Source organism: Microcoleus sp. S1D4 (assembly GCF_036700765.1).
In the GTDB taxonomy this organism is placed as follows: domain Bacteria; phylum Cyanobacteriota; class Cyanobacteriia; order Cyanobacteriales; family Microcoleaceae; genus Microcoleus.
On record NZ_JAUBPP010000024.1, the window covers coordinates 61174 to 81115 of the forward strand.

The following is a 19942-nucleotide window of genomic DNA, read 5'->3' on the forward strand; positions in this document are numbered from 1 at the left end:
CTTTCTTTATTATCGAGGGTATGGCTGTAGGCATAGTTCAGGCCTATAGAACCCATTTGACATCTATTCCAGACTTATTACCACAACTAGGTTTGGGGCGAATCAGTAGAATCCTAAATTTAGGCTAGAATAGTTGCCCTGTAAGGATTTTACAAAAGATGTTAAATGGGTTCTATAATCATAAAAATCCTTTTTGCAATACTGAGATGTTCCCGACTGAAGTCCTGACTACGAACCTCAGAGTAAGGTTTGTAGTCAGGACTTTAGTCCTAATTAAAGTGTCAAAGATTGAGGATTTGTCTCAATCAATTTGGCTAAATCTTTCAAGAAAGATGCAGCGTCAGCACCGTAAATTACTCGGTGATCGCAAGTAATATTCACCTGCATTTGTCGCTTCACTCCCATCAAACCTTCCTCGTTTGCTACTACTTGCGGCCGCGAAGAACCGATCGCCAAAATCGAGCCTTGATTCGGCGGCAAAATCGCGTCAAACTTATCTACTCCAAACATTCCCAAATTGGAAAGAGTAAAAGTTCCCGTGCTGTATTCATCGGGTTTTAGCTGTTTGGTGCGGGCGCGATCGACTAAATCCTTCCAAGTGCGGGAGAGAGAATATATGTCGAGGCGATCGGCATTTTGCAACACCGGCGTAATCAAACCGCCACCCTCCATCGCCACCGCTACCGCTACATTAATATCAGCGCGGTGTTGAATTCCCGACTCTACATAACAAGCATTCAGCAGAGGATGTTTTTGTAAAGTTACTGCTACAGCCTTCGCCAGCATAGCCGTCATCGTGACGCCCTTCGACTTAATTTGTTTGTAGAGTTTGTCGAGATTGTCAGTAGTAATTGTGTAACCCACGCGGAAACAGGGCACGCTCAAACTTGCTTCCATGTTGCGTACCACCGCATTTTGCAGCGCGTTCATCGGTACTCTGTTACCGGAAAGCGCCACTGCTGGGACTGGTGCGGGTGCAGGTTTGGCTGCGGCGGGTGCGGCTGCGGCGGGTGCGGCTGCGGCGGGGACTGTTACCTGTTGTTGAACCGGGGCTGGTTGGGCTTTACCGGCTGCTGCTTCCACGTCTTCTGCAACAATGCGACCGTTGGGGCCGCTGCCTTTGATCGAATTCAAATCTACTTTAAATTCTTTGGCTAATTTGCGAGCGCGGGGAGAAACGACGCTGCGGCCGTTTTGGCGGCTGACGTTTTGCTGCAAACCTGCTGATGCGCTAGCTGCGACTGGGGCGGAGGCTGCTGGGGCTGGGGCGGAGGCGGAGGTTGCGCCTGCTCCTTGTTTCTGAGCTTCTGCAATTTCGGCTTCTGTTTCTGCGACTAGGGCGATCGCGGCTCCCACCGGAGCAACTTCGCCAGCTTCTACAATAATTATTGCTAGATAGCCTTCGTAGAAAGACTCGACATCCATGTCGGCTTTGTCGGATTCAACTACGACTACGGTTTCGCCCTTTTCTACTTTGTCTCCGGCGGATTTGACCCAGGAAACAATTTTGCCCTCTGTCATGGTAGAACTCAGGGCTGGCATGAAAACTTCGCGAATCATCTGTAAAAAGTCCTTTTGATTTGGTAATTGGCGATCGGTATTTGGCGATTGATAATTGGCGATCGGCAATCGGCAATAATTATTATGCCAGCCTCTAGTCCGAAGATGTGCGACTATCAACTCAAAATTACATACCAATTAGCAATTACCAATTACCAATTACCAATTTCTAACTTCTAAATATCACCTCGAATTTCTTCAACTATGCCGTCGCGGAGTAGAATTTCTACTTGCATTTTTTGAATCAAGTTTTCTCCCATCCCGACGGTGAACGTGCCGTCAATTTGACCTTGACTAACTTCTTGTTCGAGGTCTAAAACCTGTACTTGTTGGAGTTGTTGCAGGTTTTGGTTTTTTTGTTCTAGCAGTTCGCTTTTTCTTTGATTCACTTGCACTTGAATGTTTTCTATTTGCTGGGTTACTTGCGGGCCTGGGGGTTGCAGGTTTTGCTTTTGGATTTCAGAAATCATCCGGCTCCCTTGCATTTCTAGCTGTTGTAGCTGAGAATCTATTTGGTTGATTTGGCCTTGGAGTTGTTGTTGAGCTTCTTCTTTCCAGCGGGGAGTAACGATGACTTTCACGCTAATCGATCGCTTCAAGAGTAATTGTGGTTCCATGTTGTTGCTTGTCAATTATCAAGGGGAATTAGTCATTAGTCATTCGTCCTAAGTCATCCGTCATTAGTCATTAGTTCGCAAACATTTCCTAATGACTGAGGACTCGGATTCGAGACTAGGGCATTGGTGTCAACTTAACCTTCAAACCTACGATCGGTCTTCTGTCTGGCGATTTAGACCAGATCCCGCCTAGCCCAGGGCGGGCACGCCCCTAGGTCGGGGGGGATAAGAATCTTCTCAAAGTCAACCCCTCTTCTTAAGGGGATGCGAGGGGGCTCTGGCCTCTGCTATCAACGAGAGATACAAAGGTTTTCAGGCGATTGTTGACACCAATTGGGACTCGGTTGTTGGGATCATTTTTGCTTTTCCATTCCCCAAGTCCTGCGAATATTTTCAAAACATCCCGTCAATCATATCGCGGTAGTGTTCAGTCACAACCGGGCGCTTAATTTTCAGGGTCTGGGTCAACATTCCATTTTCCATTGAAAATGGCTCCTGAATTAACCGGAACGGGCCGATGCGATCGTCCGCGCGGTATCCAGGGCGATTTTTCACCTCCCGGTTCAACTCTTGGCGGAATAAGTCTTGAATTATCTTGCTATTCCAGTCAATTTCCTGTATGGGCGGACTCTGAGTTTCGCCCCATTTGAGTAGGGCTTCTGAATTGGGGACAATTAAGGCGCCGATCGATTTCTGGTCTTGACCTACTACGATAATTTGGTCGATGTAGGGGCTGCGGATGCAGGCATCTTCGATCGGCTGCGGTTCGATATTTTCGCCGTTGCTGAGGACGATCGTATCTTTGGCCCGCCCGGTCAAAACTAAGTCGTTTCCAGGTGTCAGCCAGCCTAAATCGCCGGTGTCAAACCAGCCCATCGAGTCCATCACCTTTGAGGTAGCTTGGGGATTGAGATAATAGCCCGCCATGATTTGCGGCCCTTTTGCCAATACCAAGCCGCGCTGGCCCGGAAGCAGTTGTTGCCGAGTCTCCGAGTCTACTATTTTAATTTCCGTACCCGGAATAGGCCCTCCGGCAGAACCTTTAAGATTGTGCCAAGGGCGGCGGACTGTCAAAACCGGGGATGTTTCGGTTAAACCGTATCCCACCAACAAACCGATATTCGCAATTTCAAAGAAATTGTCTAAATGCGCGGCCAAAGAACCGCCGCCGCTGATTGCCCACTTAAAACGTCCTCCCGTAGCTTCCCGGACTTTTTGGTAAACGAGTTTTTCGGCAAGGGCGTAAACGGGCGACAACAGAATGATTTTGATCCGGGCGATCAAGTTTTCAGCAACTGAGGCAGGTTGTAAATTGAGAGTTAATCCTTGGGAAATGCGGCGGGCTTCTATGTATTGTTGGCTGGCAGATAACAGGAAATTCACCAATTTTTGTTTGTTGGGCGGCTGTTCCCGAAATTGCTTTTGTACTGCCTCGTAAATCGATTCCCAGATGCGCGGAACGCTAACCATGTACTGGGGTTTGTAAGTTTTAAAGTCTTGTTTGAAATAGCGAATGCTGGTGTAAATTTGGGTGCATCCTTGGGAAAACATGAAATATTCAACCGTGCGTTCGTAGGCGTGCCAACTGGGGAGGATGCTGAGAACGCCATCGCCGGCTTCGGGCTGGAGAATTGTCCCGAAGGTGGTGATTTGGTGCAGCAAGTTGCCGTGGGTCAGCATAACGCCTTTGGGTTTGCCGGTGGTGCCGCTGGTGTAGAGGAGAGTGGCGAGGGTTTGCGGGTTGTGGTTGGTGGGTTTGAGGGTGCTACTTGCCCCTGTGGCCATGACTTCGGAAAATTTGACTGTGTTGAGGGTTTGGTTGGTTTCTGGTTCTTCGTCGGAGAGGAGGACGACGAGTTGAATGGGTAAGTCGGGGAGGCGGTGTTGGAGTTTTTTGAGTAATGCCTGGTTTTCGACTACTAAGGCGGTACTGCCGCTGTCTTGGATGATGTGCAGGAGTTCTCCGGGGTCGGCGGTGGCACCTCGAACGACGTTGGCGGCCCCGGCGGTCATGATGCCTTGGTCGGCTATCAGCCAGCGGGGGCTGTTGTCGGCGAAGAGGGCGACGCGGGGAGGGATTGCTTCTTCGGGATTGGATTCGATGCCTAGGGCTTGCAAGCCACGGGCGAATTGCTGGATTTGGTGGTAGAGGTCGGTGTAGGTGAGTTTGATTTCTGGCTGGCTGTGGGGATCGTGGAGGGCGACGGTTTGGGGAAATCGCTGTTTGACGATCGCCCAAATTTCGGGTACGGATTTAATGGAAGTATAGTCGATCAGGCGGCTGAGGTTCGCGCGATCGCGATCGGTCATTTGAGGCAATGTGTAAGACGCTGGGCCGTTCATAGGGTATTTTCCGGGGTTTTCGGAGATAAAGTTATTGGGTACAAGTTTAATATCAGAGCTATTTTAGAACTTTGTGGCAGTCTCGTGACAGTTTGCCAACCTGCCATTGTTTATTTAGAAAATTAGGGATACAAAATGATGAAAATTATAGTTGCACAAAAACAGATTAATTTATCAAGGTTGATAGTATTTGCTTGGAGTGCGATCGGGCTAGCATCATGTGGAAATAAGCCTTCCAAGTTAGTCGCAGATCCGCAACCGGGAAACAATAGACCTTCCGCGTTAGTCTCCAAACCGCAACCGACAAAAAGTGAACGAACATTTGCTGATTGGTGTCGCCAAAAAGCTGATTTGAGTCCTGAAACTAAACATACTGTTGATGTGCTGTTGAAGGAAGCAGGGACTACTGATTGCGATGCTGCTAATCAGAAACTTTCTCTTCTCACGGATCTGTTTCTCATTGACAATAATATCGGCGACATCAAACCGCTAGCATCCTTGACTAACCTGACTGTGCTCATCCTCATTGGCAATAAAATCAGCGACATCAAACCCCTAGAATCCTTGACTAACCTGAAGCATCTTGTCCTCAGCAACAATCAAATCAGCGACATCAAACCCCTAGAATCTTTGACTAACCTGAAGGAGCTTGGTCTCAACAATAATCAAATCAGCGACATCAAACCGCTAGAATCTTTGACTGATCTGACTGTGCTCAACCTCGATAGCAATCAAATCAGAGACATCAAACCCTTACACTCCTTAACTAAACTGACTCGGCTCAACATCATGGGAAACCCGATCGCACCCAAGACTTGTCCTCTCAATCCCGAGTCTATCTGTCAGTGGTAACTCTGAAATTAAATGTTCAGACTTTTATGAATTTGGTTGCTTTTTCAAACGCCATCGATAATGTCTCGAATTTGATTAGCTGGGATGTCATCTTGGTCTGACTTGGAGTAGATAACGACCAGTAAGATGTAGGTATCGCCCCTGAGTTGATAGATAACTCGGTAGCCGCCACTTTTGCCCTTTTGGATGTCACTATTTTTCAGTCTGACTTTGAATACAGTGTAGCCAGTACCAGGGATTTGGTCGCCGATAAAGTTGCCAGACTGGAGTTCATTAAGTAGTGGTTGTATGTCGGTGCGGATGCTTCGGTAGCGTTTAATGAGGGTGCGAAGTCGTGTTTTGAACTCATCGGAAAAGAGAATCTGGACTTGGGGTATCTCGCCACTCATCAATACCATCCCACAGTTCAGAAATAGGATGTAATTTGCCTTCTTTAATTTGCTGGAGGGAGGTACGGAGGCTGGCTAGGACGAGTTCGGCGGGTTCGTCATCGGCATCTGCGGGCGGACTGACAATATGGCGATCGATTAATAGTTGGTAGAAGTCGTCCACACACATTACAGCGAGTTGAGCGGCTTTATCGAGACTGAGGCTGTGCTGCTGATAAAGTACGATCGCCAATTCGATCCTCACATCAGCTTCAGTCAGGGGGAGATTGTCGGGAAGGTCGATCGTAATTTGCATGATTTATAGTAATCTTAGGTTTGTATAGGCTTTTAAGTGCGATCGATACAGATTCATTAAACTTTGATTGATTCGCTGTATTCTTCAAGATTGAAACGAGTAGATATATCAGCACTTTAACAGTGCTGGGGGTTTGTGGCCCACCTTACCTCCACAATAATTTATCTCTTGTGGAACAGGCCGGAAAGCCTGTTCTTGACAATGGTGCAATATCTCAAATTCAAGTCAACCTAGGGTGCATCGCCAATCCCAACTCTCGCCCCACAACGCCGGATTAAACCAGCGACGCACCCTACAACTTATCACTTCAGTAAACCCTATTGAACCTGTATCTCAGCTTTTTGAGAGGGGTTGACGAATACTCACCTATCTAAAGTATGAATAATCGCGAACCCGCCCGATCTAATTTATGTTATATTGCAACTCATATCCCCAGATAATTGACTGAAACGGGCATTTTCTCGGTAGTCTACCGGACAGTCAATCACGCAGGGAACATCTTGAGCAAGCGCTTCCTTCAGGATAGGAATCAAATCGCTAGCAGCTTCCACGCGATAACCTTTTAAACCCATACTTTCGGCAAATTTTACAAAGTCGGGATTGCCAAATTTGATGAAATCTGAATGGCCAAACTGATCTTCCTGCTTCCATTCAATTAACCCGTAGCCGCCGTCATTAAAGATGAGAGTCACAAAATTAGTACCGACGCGCAACGCAGTTTCTAACTCTTGACAGTTCATCATAAAACCGCCGTCGCCGGTGGCTGCTACTACTTTGCGATCGGGATAAACGAGTTTTGCAGCCACCGCGCCGGGAATCGCAATTCCCATTGCCGCAAATCCGTTGGAAATTAAACAGGTATTCGGGCGATCGCAATGATAGTGCCGCGCGATCCACATTTTATGAGCTCCCACATCAGATATGACAATATCTTCCGGGCCCATAACTTGCCGCAAATCGTAAATGATTTTTTGTGGCTTGATCGGGAAACCATCATCCGCTGCATATTGTTCGTACCCAGCGCGAATATCCGCCCGCAATTGCTTCGCAAAAGGGTCTACTTTTTCCATGCGATCCGCGCGCTGCAAAATTTCATTGAGGGAATCAGAAATATCCCCCACAACTTCTACAATAGGAATATAACTGCTATCAACTTCTGCAGGCAAAGCTCCAATGTGAATAATCGGAATTTTCCCGTCAGGATTCCACTTTTTCGGGGAATATTCAATTAAATCGTAGCCAACAGCAATCACTAAATCCGTTTCTTCAAAAGCACAGCTAATGTAATCTCGCTTTTGCAATCCCGTCGTCCAAAGTGCCAAAGGATGAGTGTAAGGAATTACGCCTTTGCCCATAAAAGTATTAGCTACTGGAATATTTAATCGAGTAGCAAATTCTGTCAAAGTATCGCTAGCGTTAGCGCGGACTGCGCCGTTTCCTACTAACAGCAAAGGACTTTTTGCCTTAGAAATTGCTATGGCTGCTTTATTCAGGCTTTTGTAAGCGCCAAAAGTTTTTTCGCGGTTGTCTTTGGTGAGCGGCTTTCCTTCCACAGGCATTGCGGCGATGTTTTCTGGCAAGTCAATATGAACGGCTCCGGGCTTTTCGCTTTGAGCAACTTTAAAAGCTTTGCGGACGATTTCTGAGGTAGTGCTGGGACGGACAATCTGAGCGTTCCACTTAGTAACAGGCGCAAACATAGCCACCAAATCTAAATATTGGTGCGATTCTATGTGCATTCTGTCTGTACCGACTTGTCCGGTAATTGCTATTAGAGGAGCGCCGTCTAAGTTGGCATCAGCAACTCCTGTCATTAAGTTAGTTGCGCCGGGGCCCAAGGTGGACAAGCAAACGCCGGCTTTGCCTGTGAGGCGGCCGTAAACGTCGGCCATGAAGGCTGCGCCTTGTTCGTGGCGAGTAGTAATAAATTTAATTGAAGAGGTTCTTAGGGCTTCTAAAACTTCTAAATTTTCTTCTCCGGGAAGTCCGAATACGTATTCTACGCCTTCGTTTTCTAAACATTTGACAAGTAGTTGAGCTGTGTTCATTTCGGTTTTTTCCTATTTAAATGGGGCGGTATTTTTTGACAAACTTTTCGTCAAGATACTAGATTAATTTTAACCGCTGATGAACGCGGATTGACGCAGATTAATTGATGTTTTGACGAAAAATTTGTCAAATTTTGTTTATTTTACCCACACTGTTTTGATGTTGACAAATTCGTGAATTCCTTGGATGCTCAATTCGCGTCCGTAACCGGAGCGTTTGATGCCGCCAAAGGGCAGTCTGGGGTCGGATTTGACTAAGCCGTTAATGAATACTGCGCCGGCTTCTAGTTCCGAAATAAACCGATCGCTCTCTGTTCTTACTGTAGTCCAAGCTGCGGCACCCAAGCCAAAGGATGTGTTGTTAGCTAGGGCGATCGCCTCATCGATGCCTGCAACCCGGAATACCAAGGCTACCGGGCCGAAAAACTCTTCTTGACGCGCCGCAGCATCCGCAGGAATATCTGACAGGATAGTTGGTAAGTAAAAATTGCCCGCCTTCTCTGACAGCGGGCGGCCGCCAGTGAGAAGTTTGGCCCCCGATTTGATGCAGGTTTGCACTTGATTGTCCAATTCTTTCAGAATTGCTGGGGTAGCCAAAGGGCCGATATCGGTTTCGGGTAACATCGGATCGCCTACTTTTAATTGCTCGAATTTTTCGATAAATCCTTTGATGAATTCGTCGGCGATTTCTTCTGCTAAAATAAAGCGTTTGGCGGCAATGCAAGATTGGCCGTTATTCAGCATCCGCGATGTGACTGCTGTTGATAAAGCTAATTCTAAATCGGCGCTGGACATTACAATAAATGGGTCGCTTCCTCCCAATTCCAACACTACTTTTTTGAGATTTTTGCCGGCATTTGCTGCCAAACTTTCCCCAGCGGGTTCGCTACCGGTGAGAGTTGCTGCTTTGATGCGATCGTCCGCAACTATCTTAGCTACTTTGTCGGCTCCCACTAACAAAGTTTGAAAAACTCCTTCGGGAAAGCCAGCTTCCGCGAAAATTTCCTCGATTTTTAAAGCGCACTGCGGCACGTTGGAAGCGTGTTTGAGCAAGCCGACATTGCCCGCCATCAGCGCCGGTGCGGCAAACCGAAACACTTGCCAAAATGGGAAATTCCAGGGCATGACGGCTAAAATAACGCCCAGCGGTTGGTAGCGGACAAAGCTACTGCTAGCGTCGGTGGTTGCCGGTACGTCTGCCATAAATTGAGCGGCATTTTTGGCGTAGTAGCGGCAAACTAAGGCGCATTTTTCTATTTCGCCGATCGCCGATTTGAACGTTTTGCCCATTTCCAGCGTCATCATTTCGGCGTAAATTTCGCGATCGCGCTCCAAGATATCCGCAGCTTTTTGCAGCCAAATTGCTCGCTGCTCAAACTGCAAGTCGCGGTAATTGTTAAAAGCTTGCTGTGCTAATTCCAGCTTAGCTTCAATTGCCTCATCCGTTATGTCCTCAAAAGTTGAGAGCGTTTCTCCCGTTGCGGGATTGATAGTAGCAATAGTCATGGTTTCATCTCCTTTTCAAAAAACACAAAACTCCCTTATAGTTTGCAAGCTAACTGGGAGTTGTTGTATAGATGTATTACAAAATTGGAATTTGCCAGCCATACTTTTAGGTCTTCCTAACTTGCAACTCCCGATATTTGTTTAAATGTCTCAATTTTCAATTATACGGCAGGGGAGCAATCGCAAATCTTAAGAAATTTTGTTATTAAAGTTTATGTTCGCCGTCAACCTGTTTGAAACCGACTGCACCTGTCAAACAGACATCTTGCACCATTGTCAAGAACGGGCCGCAGAGCCCGTTCCACAAGAAAATTCATCTCTTGTGGGATGGGCAGGAGATCCCGTCCATAAAAGGCTTGTTGAGAATGGTACAACATCTGGGTTAAACAGACTTCTCCTCAATGTAATTCTGCACGTAAGACTGATAGTAATACCTGCTGCCCTTATCGTTATTAGCCACCATTCCCAACAGCGGAATTCCTGCCATTTTCAAATCCTCAAAAGCTAACAACAGTGCCTCCCGCTCAGTTTGATGCAGCCCAACTACCAGCATCAATCCGTTAGTTTGACCGGCCAACAAATTTGCATCTGCCAAACCCAAAAGCGGCGCAGTATCGTAAATAACTAAGTCAAAATGACTTGCCAAAGCTGCCATTAAATGCTGCATTTTTCGCGAAGAAAGCACCTTGGTGGGGTCTGGAGGTACTGGCCCGGATGTTAACACAAATAGGTTTTCATCCCTGGGCGATCGCACGATCGCATCTTCCACATCCAAATCCTCAGCAATCACGTTGTGCAAGCCTTGCCAGTTCGGCAAACCGAGCATTTCGTGCACCTGCGGCCGCCGTAAATCCGCATCCACCAACAGCACTTGCTGGCCCATTGCAGCCGCCGCCCGTGCCAGATTTACTGCCACAGTAGACTTGCCATCAGCTACTTGACAAGACGAAATTACACAAGAATTGATCGGAGTATCAACGTTTAGCAACCGAATATTAGCATTGAGCGATCGAAAAGCCTCTTGAAAAGCATCCGTCGGCATCGGCGAAATTTCCACATCCACCGAAGTCTTCTCAGCAGGCGGCAGTCTCAAAATTTTATCGCTAGCAGGAATTATCCCCAACAAAGGTAGGTGAATCGAATGTTTGACATCCTCGGGAGTCTCGAACACCGTTTTATTATTAAACCGTTCCGCCAACTGCGCCATCAGCATACCGAACACCAAACCAGCCAATCCCCCCAAAGCCAAATTCAAAGGCATAATCGGAGCAACAGCCATCAACTCGCCATTTCTATAGCGCGGAATTTCCGGCTTCGCAATCACCTCCCAAGCCACCTCTTTTTGACCGACAGCTTCTAGCTGCAAAGCTTGCTGTTTCGCCAGCAAACTATTCAGCGTATTATTAGTCAACTCCGCTTCCCCCTGCAAATCCGAATAGCGGCGCAAAATCACCGGAAATCCTTGAGAATATTGATTCAACTCCTTAGCAGCTTGTTCCAAAACCACATTTCGCACCCCCAGCACCTGAATCAAATTAGCAGTACCGATAAACTGCTCGATCAACTTAATCCGCACCGGATCTTGAAAAGCCAGCACCTGCGAATTCACCTTAGCCAAATCAGTTCCCAAAACTTGTTGGGCTTCTTTCTGCAACAAAGGAATCAAATTATTGCGCTGTTCTCGCAACAATTGAATTTGCGGAGTTTGGTCTGTATATGTAGCCGAATTAATGGCAATTTGCCCTTCCAATTGCTGTAATTGAGTCAGCATTGCTTGATAGCGGGGAGCTTGACTCAAAGCCGAAGCCATCAGCGCTTGTTTCTGGTTCAATCCGAGCTGATTTTGCAGGTTAGCATAGAGCAATCTCTGCTGGTTGAACTGTGTTTGCGCGTCTAATCGTTGCGCTTGAATTTGACTAATTTGTTGCGCTAGTTGTTGGCTCTGAATTTGCGGATCAATGAAATTGTATTGCTGCCGCAATTTTTGAATTTCGGTTTGCAGAAGTTGTTGGCGCTTTTTTTGGTTCGGAAGTTGCGATTTCACAAAATCTAGACTCTGGTTAATTTGTGATTTGGTATCTTGCACGCTGTAGTTGCGGAAACCAACAGCCACTTTTTCCAAAACAAAATTAATTTTTTTCGGGTCGTAATCTCGATATCTAACTTCGATAATTTTGGTATTTTTGAACCGATTGACTGACAGCCTAGTTTGTCCCGAAAACGGTAAATTATCTGCTTTTTGGTTCAAAAGGTAGCTGTAATTTATTTCGGGATATTTAGCCTGCAATTGTTTAATAATTGGCGACATCACTTGCGGGCTTTGCAAAACTTGAATTTGCGATTCGTAGTCAAAAACCGGATTTTCTGGCGTGCCGGGAGTCGCCGGTTGCAGTTTCAGCTCGCCGGAGTAGACTTTTGCTAAAGTGTTTTGCGTAACAGCGGGTTCTACTAATAATTGAAACCGCCCTTCGTATTCGCTTTTTTGAGTCAACGTCCAGGCAAAAACTCCTGTTGTTACTGCCACTGCTACGCCGATGACTAAGAAGGAACGGCTGCGACAAATCTCCCAAAAACTTAACTCTTCTTCCTGTGTGTTTTCCCTGTCTAAAAATTGATTGTCTTGATAAACTGCTGTTGATATTTTTTGTCGATCCAAAAGTTGTCTATTGTTATTAAACTGTGTTATTTGAGACTTTTTACCTGGTTTCATTTGATTTTACAACTTATTAGTTTAAACGTCTGTAAGGCTGGAGTCGTTTCATTAATCCGGTTTCTGACTAGATATCTAGTTACCCAACTGAAATTTTTTCTAGAAACCTGGTTTTTGAATGCCTAGCGCTAGTCTATTCAAATCACCGAAAAATATTGAACAACCGAAATATTCCCAACAGCGGGCTCAAAGGAGCGAGAGTTCCGCCTACATTATCCGAGAAGGTAGCACGGCCCGATCGCCTTACCATAATTACATCATTATTTTGCAGTTTGGGATTAGTTTCCTCATTGGCTGTTGCAGAAAAATTCACCTTAACATTTAGCTGGGAAACAGTACCGTTAGAATTCATGCGAATTAAATCTACAGAATCCATTTCGGCGCGCGATTTATTAAAACCTCCGGCTGCTACAAGCGCTTGATTTAAAGAAGTGTTGGGCATCATCGCAAACGATCCGGCTTTCACGACTTCTCCCACAATGCTCACCTTAATTGTATCCGGTGAAAAAGTAGAACTAGCCACTTGTTCACCTTCGACTGCATCAAGATTATCGGCTTTGGGAACAATTACCGTATCTCCCTGTTGTAGCGCTAAGTCTTGAGATACATCTCCCCCTTCTAAAAGTTGCCACAAATTTACATTAATAATTTGTTCCGTACCCGCGCGAGTCAGGCGGCGAACTTGTATTTGTCTGATATCGGCTACCGGTGTAATGCCGCCGGCCATTTTAATCGCCTTAGTTACAGTTTGCTGTACGAGAGTTTCCCCGCCGGCGGGAGTTTCGCTGGCAGCAAACAAACCAGAATTTGCACCTATTTCATTCTCTTGTACTTTACTTTGAACCTCTTTTGCCAGAGTATAAGTACCGGGGCGAGTTACTTCGCCCACCACAGCAATATTAATTGGTTGAGTGCTTTGTCCGGTAATGTTAGCTACTGCTAAAGTGGGTGCTTCTTGACGGTTGAGGCTAGTTACAGTGGGAATAAATATCGTGTCGCCGTCGCGCAAAGTCAAATCGGCGCGCAAATTGCCGTTTTGCAATAAGTCCCACAAATCCACACTAATAATTTGTTCCGGTGCGTTGCGCTGGGGGCGACGGATTTTGATTTGCCGCACGTCTGCTGATTGGGTAATTCCTCCCGCCATTCGCAGAGCCCGCGATATCGTGGGCATTTGAATGCCAATTTGTTCTGAGGTGCCTCCGGGGCCTGCTGCTGAGGATATTGTATAGGCTCCGGGGCGGTTGATTTCACCGGCGATCGCAATTTGCAAAGGACGCGCCGCCAGCAGTTTAAGCGTAATCCAAGGACGTTTGAGATATTTGCCGTATAGCTCCTTGACAGCATTAGAAGCTTGTTCTAAGGTCATTCCTGCCACTTCCAGGCTGCCAATTAAGGGCAAACTCAGGGAACCGTCGGCCTGTATTTGGTGTTGACCGTTGGGGCCGCTGTATTCCGGGACGTTGAAGATGTCGATTTGAATGCGATCGCCCGCGCCCAAAGTGTAAACTTCTGATCGAAAACTTGCAGGCGCACTTTCCGGAAGTCCCGGAAATCCCGGCGCTGCGGGTACGGATATCGGCTCGCCCGAAGCAGGAGGAGGAGGAGGAGGAGGCAAAAACTGAGCAGCCGCCGGAAACGAACCCACAGCCCCCAGCACTGAAACTGTTAAACTTTGGACAATCAAATTTTTGACGGCATTACTTGTCAAATAACCCAGCTTGCAGCTTTTGCTGGAAACATCTCTCCGGGTTCCTTTCCTCGAAACAGAAGCGAACAATCGAACCATTTCCGTCAAAGCCAAGAAAGCCCGAGGGTCAGGTTTTTTATCAAGTTGCACGCCGCGCGAAGAACTTTTCACCACCATCGCTTTTTGCCCCTATCCTCTTCCTACCCCGCCAACATCAAATGTAACCTAACTGTTCTAACTTGTTCAGAACTTTTTTAACACTCTCTTCTACACTTTCTTGCTCTGTGTAGCAAATAATCTCAGGATTGAGCGGTTCTTCATAAGGATCGTCAATTCCGGTAAAACCCTTAATTTCTCCGGCTCTCGCCTTAGCGTACAGCCCCTTGACATCGCGACCTTCGCACACTGCTAAGGGCGCTTTGACATACACCTCAACAAAATTTGGCTCCATCGCTCTAATTTCGTCGCGAATTGCTCTGTAGGGGCTAATAGCTGCGGTCATTGCGGCAACTCCATTGCGGCTCAGCAGGTGAGCGACAAATCCAATCCGCCGAATATTAGTATCCCGGTCTTCTTGGCTAAATCCCAAACCTTTTGACAAGTTGGTACGCACGACATCTCCATCCAAGATTTCCACTTTGCAGCCTCGACGCTTCAATTCTGGTTCGAGAGCTTCGCTGATAGTTGTCTTACCGGAACCGCTCAGGCCGGTGAACCACAAAATAAAACCTTTTTCCATTTTTAATTGCTTGGTTAGTAGTGAATAGTGAGGAAATAGTGGGATTTATTATTTTAATCTTTTGGTTCCCATTTTCTGATTGTTTTTGATTTGAGATGCGCTCTAATTTTCAGATTTTTATTAACCGCAGAGGACGCAGAGGACGCAGAGGAAGGGGGAAGGAAAGGGAGGAAAAATAGGTAGTCTTAAAATCCGTTGTACAATTTTTACGATCGCCTGTCGGCTGCGAGCCGTCTTTTCGCAAAAAACCCGGTTTCTGGCCCCATGCGTAACTAAAATCTAAAATCTTCATGTCTTCTCTCTTAAAAGCAGATGTTTTAGTCGTCGGTGGCGGCACCGGCGGCACTGCAGCAGCCGTGCAAGCAGCCCGCCACGGTGCCAAAACTATTTTAGTCAGCGAATTCCCTTGGCTGGGAGGAATGCTGACTTCCGCTGGCGTTTGTGCGCCGGATGGTAACGAATTAGCAGCTTTTCAAACTGGTTTGTGGGGTGCATTTCTCCGGGAACTTCAGCAGCGACAGCCGGGAGGTTTGGATTGGGGCTGGGTCAGTTTTTTTACTTACGATCCCCGCGTCGGTGCGGAAATTTTTGCTGATTGGGTTAAGTGTTTGCCGAACTTGCACTGGATTTCTGGACAAATAGCTCGCGATGTGATTTGCGAAGGTAACAGAATTTCTGGCGTTCGGTTTGCAGATGTTACTGTTTTGGCAAAAGTCACTTTGGATGCAACGGAATTAGGAGATTTATTGGCTTTAGCGGAAGTCGGGCACCGCTGGGGTTGGGAATTTCAAGCCGAGTGGGGAGAACCCAGCGCGCCGATCGCCCCTAACGATCTCACACAACGGTATTCGGTGCAAGCTCCGACTCGGGTGGTTGTCATGCAGGATTTTGGGGAAGGTGCTGCGGCACCAGAAATTCCCGCGCCTCCTGTTGACAATCCCGATCGATTTTTCGGTGCTTGGAAAGATTACACTCCCGAACAATTTCTCAACTACGGCAGGCTACCGGGGGGATTGTTGATGATTAATTGGCCGATTCGCGGTAATGATTATGGTGAAGGGGTCGATCGACTAATTGAATCAACAGCATCTCGACAAGCATTCTACCAAGAAAGTCTCTGGCACAGTCAAAGTTTCGCCCGCTTCATTCAAACTCAACTCGGCCGCCGCTACGGTTTAGCACAGAATATTTTCCCGATTTCCCAGCCCGAAAATTCACCAAATTCTCCCCTGCTTTCCTCTGCTTTCGCGCTGCATCCTTACTACCGAGAAAGCCGCCGTTTGCGGGGACTCTGTACAGTCACAGAACAAGATATTTTGCCCATTGTCGGCGGCAGAGTTGCGAAATTGCCGATAAATTCTCAGGGAATTTGTGAGACAATTGCGATCGGCAACTACGCCAACGATCATCACTATCCCTGCGGCGACATTCCCTTGCAGCCAAAATCTATCCGCTGGGGCGGCCGCTGGACTGGCACAACTTTTACAATTCCTTACAGCGCGTTAATTCCTGCGAGTGCAGACGGATTGCTGGTTTGCGAAAAAAATATTTCTGTCTCTCACATCGCCAACGGTGCAACTCGCTTGCAGCCGGTGGTGATGAATATCGGACAGGCGGCGGGGATGGCGGCGGCTTTGTGCGTGGAAGCTGGATGTGGGCCGCGCGATTTGTCGGTGAGGGTTTTGCAGGAAGCTTTGCTGCAAGATTCCGAGGCGAGGGCGGCGGTTGTTCCTTTATTTAATTTGACACCGGATCGATCGGATTGGCTCGATCGCCAGCGCTATTATCTCGATCGACCTCAAGCATATCCCGCCAGCGGCGAATGTCCTTCCTCAGATCGAATATCGCGACAAACCCGGTTTCTCAACGAAACTTCTGTGTTTGAACCCAGAACCTTGACATCTGAACTTAGTTTCTGCCCAAACCCCAGCAGTCAGACAGCAAATACCCACAACGAATTTTCGGGCATTTTCCGCCGAAAAGGCTCGCAAGACTGGACGCTAACCCTGACAAGTCCCGCATCCTTAGCCTGTCAAACTTGGCAACTCGTGACTTTGGACTGGGAAACTGACAGCTTTTTAGACAATTGCGAAACCGAACAGCCGATCGTAGTGTGGGGCTGGCCCAATAAAGCCGGTGGTTGGCTGCGGCTGACATCTGTAGCATTACAAGAGTAAGGTTTTTTGCAAAGTTCCGAAATTGGCAGAAATCTATCCTGATCGATCGGGCCAAGTCCGTATCAGGTAATAGACACTGACACGGATACTACCCATGCAAACCTACACTGCAATTGCTTTACTGAGCCTGTTGGGCATTACCTTGAGTGCCAGCGCCGCTCGAGCTTTTGAATCTCCCGCCCCAATGCTCGAAACTGCTACCGCCCAATATTATATGTTGTCAGCGCAAACTCAACAAAAGGGCGAGCGTGGCCCAGAGAGAGGCAGCGGACGCAGAAGCTTTATCGAGCCTAATGTTACTCATGCGCTACAAGATTTCTAATATTAATCTATCTCAGCGAGTGCCACAACTGAGTTGGTTCGGGCCGTTGGTTCGATGGATCTGATTTTCTGAAATTCTAATTTTTCAGGTTAAACGGTAACTGCACTTTTTGTTGACACTTCTTAGGAGATTCTTTGTGTGCGATATATGTTAGCATATAAATCTGCAACCGCCATCTAGCTAGAGATAGATTCTAGTATTTGGCGGTTTTGTTTTGAAAACGCTTTCCTCTGCCCCATCAGACCCTCGCCCGTTGTCGGAGCCACTTCAAATTCCTGCGATCGCAATACTTATTTACGTTTGCCGCCCCCAGGTGCGGTTGAATTTTCAACGGCTGTATTATAATTAACGTGCGATAACTAACTTAAATATAGGTAAACCCTGAGTGCAGAGGGTAGAGCAATCTACTTAAATTCGCCAATAAGAACCACTTATTTGGTGTCGGTCGCATTTAAGCCAATGCCCCAGTGAACTCAGGGAAATTAATAGGCCTGAATATTAGGATACCTGCCAAGCTTTCCGGCGACAGTCGGCTATGCTAGATTCGGCGCTCTCGCAATAATTTAATGGAGGATCGCAAGATGCCTCCTAGTTTGGCTATTTCGGGGATTGTGATGAAAAATGACTCTTTAGATCTGGTCAAAAGCCTCAGCCCTAGTGCAATGGATCAGATCATGCTATATCTGGCGTTTAGCGCCATGAGAACCAGCGGGCACAGGCACGGGGCGTTTCTAGACGCGGCCGCAACGGCGGCTAAGTGTGCCATTTATATGACTTATATGGAGCAGGATAACCTGCGGATGACCGGACACTTGCATCACATTGAGCCTAAACGGGTGAAGGTGATTGTCGAAGAAGTTCAGGAAGCTCTGACTAAGGGAAAATTGCTGAAAATGTTGGGTTCCCAAGAACCTAGATATTTGATTCAGTTTCCCTATGTCTGGCTGGAACAGTATGCTTGGTTGCCGGGCCGCCCCCGCATTCCGGGAAATAGTTTGAATGCTGATGAAAAAAAATATCTCGAAGGCAAGGTTCCTGCTAATCCGCCTGATGCTCAACTGATCAATTCTTTTCAGTTTATGGAGTTGATCGAGTTTCTGCACAGGCGATCGCAAGAAGAGATGCACCCAGAAAGGCGAATGCCTTTGAGCGAAGCTCTAGCAGAACACATCAAGCGCCGCTTGATCTATTCGGGAACAGTTACTCGCATAGATTCTCCTTGGGGAATGCCGTTTTATGCTCTCACCCGTGCTACCTACTCTCCCGCAGAGCAGGAAGAGCGCACGTTTACGATGGTGGAGGATACGGCTAGATATTTCCGGCTGATGAAAGATTGGGCGGAAAAGCAACCGAACGTGATGCGAGTTATGGAGACTTTGGATATCCCACCGGAACGGCTGGATCAAGCTGTTGAAGAATTAGATGAAATTATTCGCAATTGGGCCGATCGCTATCACAAGCGAGGCGAACCAACGATGGTTGTACAAATGGTTTTTGGGCCGCAAGACGACGACGCTTAATGTCAGGAAAGCAGTTGGTAGTTGGTAGTTGGCAGTTGTTAGTTGGTAGTTGGCAGTTGGCAGTTGGTAGTTGGTAGTTGGTAGTTGGCAGTTGGTAGTTGGTAGTTGGCAGTTGGCAGTTGTTAGTAATTAACAGTCAACAGTCAACAGTCAACAGTTAGCAGTTAACAGTCAACAGTCAACAGTCAACAATTCAGTGATTAGTCATTAGTTATTAGTCGATCGCTCGAAACTAATGATTAATGATTAATCACTAATAGTGCAGAAACCGGGTTGTTTTCCGCAAATACTGCGTTAATGCCTTGAATGCTGGTAAAAAACCCGGTTTCTTGAGTTTGCGACATTCAAAAATTACTAAACTAAAAAAGCTTTCCAGACATAGGCCAAGACGATCGCACAAATCGCTCCGATCAGCGTATTAAAAAAATTCACTACCTCATTCGTCAGCCATTCAAACTTTGATTGCACCGTCGCGCCAATCACGCTCTCGATGTTGGTAGCAATAAAAGCTGCAATAATACAAAAAACAACTCCTGTCAAGTCAATTAAACCCACAGCCCAACTCAAAAACGCAATCAGGATCGAACCGACAATGCCCGCGATCGTTCCTTCCAGACTTACCGCCCCTTCCGTACCCCTAGGTACAGGCTGCAGCGTAGTAATCAAAAACGTATGTTTGCCGTAAGCTTTGCCGATTTCGCTAGCGCAGGTATCGGAAAGTTTGGTACAAAAACTCGCGGCATAACCCAGCAACAACAGAGAAATCACATCTTGTGGCACAGGCATATTGCCCGTATCTCCGAAAATAGATAATGCCAAAACTCCCACAGCACAAAAAGTAGCTGTTAAAGCCGAACCCCAGACATTTTCCGGCCCTCGCGCGCCCGATCGCTTTTCAGCAATCCCTTCTGCTTCTTTCTGGGCTTTGCCGATGCGGGTAACTCCCGATCCCACAAGAAAGTAAAACATCACCACCGCATAGCCCCGCCATCCCAAACTCGCCCAGATAATTACACCTAGCAGCCAGCCGTGAAATTGTCCGGCGGGAGTGAGCAATTTTTTGGGAGCAACTGTGGCGATCGCGAGTAAAAATGTATTAAGGGCGATCGCCACCAACCAAGGATTAGACCAAGATAAATAATTAAAGAACAATTCTGAATTCTGCACAGTCACT

General features: G+C 47.1%; 15 protein-coding genes. 4 read left to right on the forward strand and 11 right to left on the reverse strand.

What is annotated here, in order from left to right:
- Positions 1 to 273: 273 nt before the first annotated feature.
- From QT998_RS21910 to QT998_RS21920, 3 genes are all read right to left on the reverse strand, one after another.
- A complete protein-coding gene (locus QT998_RS21910; protein WP_333089816.1) occupies positions 274 to 1560 on the reverse strand; it encodes a dihydrolipoamide acetyltransferase family protein in 1287 nt (428 codons plus the stop codon).
- 176 nt (positions 1561 to 1736) lie between these two features.
- Positions 1737 to 2177 (reverse strand): YlqD family protein, encoded by a 441-nt coding sequence (locus QT998_RS21915; protein ID WP_194011841.1) that lies wholly within the window; start codon positions 2175 to 2177, stop codon positions 1737 to 1739.
- 393 nt (positions 2178 to 2570) lie between these two features.
- Positions 2571 to 4520, reverse strand: a complete 1950-nt coding sequence (locus tag QT998_RS21920) for a long-chain fatty acid--CoA ligase (protein WP_333089541.1) — start codon at positions 4518 to 4520, stop codon at positions 2571 to 2573.
- 135 nt (positions 4521 to 4655) lie between these two features.
- On the opposite strand from QT998_RS21920, the gene QT998_RS21925 reads away from it, so the two are divergent.
- Entirely contained in the window at positions 4656 to 5372 is a 717-nt protein-coding gene (locus tag QT998_RS21925) for a leucine-rich repeat domain-containing protein (RefSeq protein ID WP_333117745.1), read from the forward strand.
- Positions 5373 to 5416: 44 nt separating this feature from the next.
- On the opposite strand, the gene QT998_RS21930 is transcribed toward QT998_RS21925, so the two are convergent.
- From QT998_RS21930 to cysC, 7 genes are all read right to left on the reverse strand, one after another.
- A complete protein-coding gene (locus QT998_RS21930; RefSeq protein ID WP_333117743.1) occupies positions 5417 to 5761 on the reverse strand; it encodes a type II toxin-antitoxin system RelE/ParE family toxin in 345 nt (114 codons plus the stop codon).
- Complete coding sequence (locus tag QT998_RS21935; protein WP_333117741.1) at positions 5718 to 6056, reverse strand: UPF0175 family protein; 339 nt, start codon at positions 6054 to 6056, stop codon at positions 5718 to 5720. Before QT998_RS21935 ends, QT998_RS21930 begins: the two co-directional genes overlap by 44 nt.
- A 407-nt stretch (positions 6057 to 6463) precedes the next feature.
- Complete coding sequence (locus QT998_RS21940) at positions 6464 to 8104, reverse strand: acetolactate synthase large subunit (RefSeq protein WP_194067973.1); 1641 nt, start codon at positions 8102 to 8104, stop codon at positions 6464 to 6466.
- Positions 8105 to 8242: 138 nt separating this feature from the next.
- Entirely contained in the window at positions 8243 to 9610 is a 1368-nt protein-coding gene (locus tag QT998_RS21945; protein WP_333117739.1) for an NAD-dependent succinate-semialdehyde dehydrogenase, read from the reverse strand.
- A 382-nt stretch (positions 9611 to 9992) separates the two neighbouring features.
- Complete coding sequence (locus tag QT998_RS21950) at positions 9993 to 12320, reverse strand: GumC family protein (protein WP_333117737.1); 2328 nt, start codon at positions 12318 to 12320, stop codon at positions 9993 to 9995.
- Between the two features lie 142 nt (positions 12321 to 12462).
- Entirely contained in the window at positions 12463 to 14181 is a 1719-nt protein-coding gene (locus QT998_RS21955; protein ID WP_442921991.1) for an SLBB domain-containing protein, read from the reverse strand.
- Between the two features lie 43 nt (positions 14182 to 14224).
- Positions 14225 to 14749: an adenylyl-sulfate kinase gene (cysC, locus tag QT998_RS21960; RefSeq protein WP_333089551.1), complete on the reverse strand. Its 525-nt coding sequence runs from the start codon at positions 14747 to 14749 to the stop codon at positions 14225 to 14227.
- 290 nt (positions 14750 to 15039) lie between these two features.
- Between cysC and QT998_RS21965 the strand changes: the two genes are divergently transcribed.
- The 3 genes from QT998_RS21965 (at position 15040) to hetR (ending at position 18768) form a co-directional block, all read left to right on the forward strand.
- Positions 15040 to 16926, forward strand: a complete 1887-nt coding sequence (locus QT998_RS21965; protein WP_333117733.1) for an FAD-dependent oxidoreductase — start codon at positions 15040 to 15042, stop codon at positions 16924 to 16926.
- A 94-nt stretch (positions 16927 to 17020) separates the two neighbouring features.
- Positions 17021 to 17248, forward strand: coding sequence for a heterocyst-inhibiting protein PatX (gene patX / locus QT998_RS21970; RefSeq protein ID WP_194011834.1), 228 nt, complete (start codon positions 17021 to 17023; stop codon positions 17246 to 17248).
- Positions 17249 to 17862: 614 nt separating this feature from the next.
- Complete coding sequence (hetR, locus tag QT998_RS21975) at positions 17863 to 18768, forward strand: heterocyst differentiation master regulator HetR (RefSeq protein ID WP_333089819.1); 906 nt, start codon at positions 17863 to 17865, stop codon at positions 18766 to 18768.
- Between the two features lie 354 nt (positions 18769 to 19122).
- Here the strand turns inward: hetR and QT998_RS21980 are convergent, their stop codons facing one another.
- A complete protein-coding gene (locus tag QT998_RS21980) occupies positions 19123 to 19935 on the reverse strand; it encodes a TIGR00297 family protein (protein ID WP_333089821.1) in 813 nt (270 codons plus the stop codon).
- Between the last annotated feature and the right edge of the window lie 7 nt (positions 19936 to 19942).

Bases quoted from the DNA above. Each gene is read 5' to 3' on its own strand.
- QT998_RS21910 (WP_333089816.1), bottom strand. From the start codon at position 1,560: ATGATTCGCGAAGTTTTCATGCCAGCCCTGAGTTCTACCATGACAGAG.
- QT998_RS21915 (WP_194011841.1), bottom strand. From the start codon at position 2,177: ATGGAACCACAATTACTCTTGAAGCGATCGATTAGCGTGAAAGTCATC.
- QT998_RS21920 (WP_333089541.1), bottom strand. From the start codon at position 4,520: ATGAACGGCCCAGCGTCTTACACATTGCCTCAAATGACCGATCGCGAT.
- QT998_RS21925 (WP_333117745.1), top strand. From the start codon at position 4,656: ATGATGAAAATTATAGTTGCACAAAAACAGATTAATTTATCAAGGTTG.
- QT998_RS21930 (WP_333117743.1), bottom strand. From the start codon at position 5,761: ATGAGTGGCGAGATACCCCAAGTCCAGATTCTCTTTTCCGATGAGTTC.
- QT998_RS21935 (WP_333117741.1), bottom strand. From the start codon at position 6,056: ATGCAAATTACGATCGACCTTCCCGACAATCTCCCCCTGACTGAAGCT.
- QT998_RS21940 (WP_194067973.1), bottom strand. From the start codon at position 8,104: ATGAACACAGCTCAACTACTTGTCAAATGTTTAGAAAACGAAGGCGTA.
- QT998_RS21945 (WP_333117739.1), bottom strand. From the start codon at position 9,610: ATGACTATTGCTACTATCAATCCCGCAACGGGAGAAACGCTCTCAACT.
- QT998_RS21950 (WP_333117737.1), bottom strand. From the start codon at position 12,320: ATGAAACCAGGTAAAAAGTCTCAAATAACACAGTTTAATAACAATAGA.
- cysC (WP_333089551.1), bottom strand. From the start codon at position 14,749: ATGGAAAAAGGTTTTATTTTGTGGTTCACCGGCCTGAGCGGTTCCGGT.
- QT998_RS21965 (WP_333117733.1), top strand. From the start codon at position 15,040: ATGTCTTCTCTCTTAAAAGCAGATGTTTTAGTCGTCGGTGGCGGCACC.
- patX (WP_194011834.1), top strand. From the start codon at position 17,021: ATGCAAACCTACACTGCAATTGCTTTACTGAGCCTGTTGGGCATTACC.
- hetR (WP_333089819.1), top strand. From the start codon at position 17,863: ATGAAAAATGACTCTTTAGATCTGGTCAAAAGCCTCAGCCCTAGTGCA.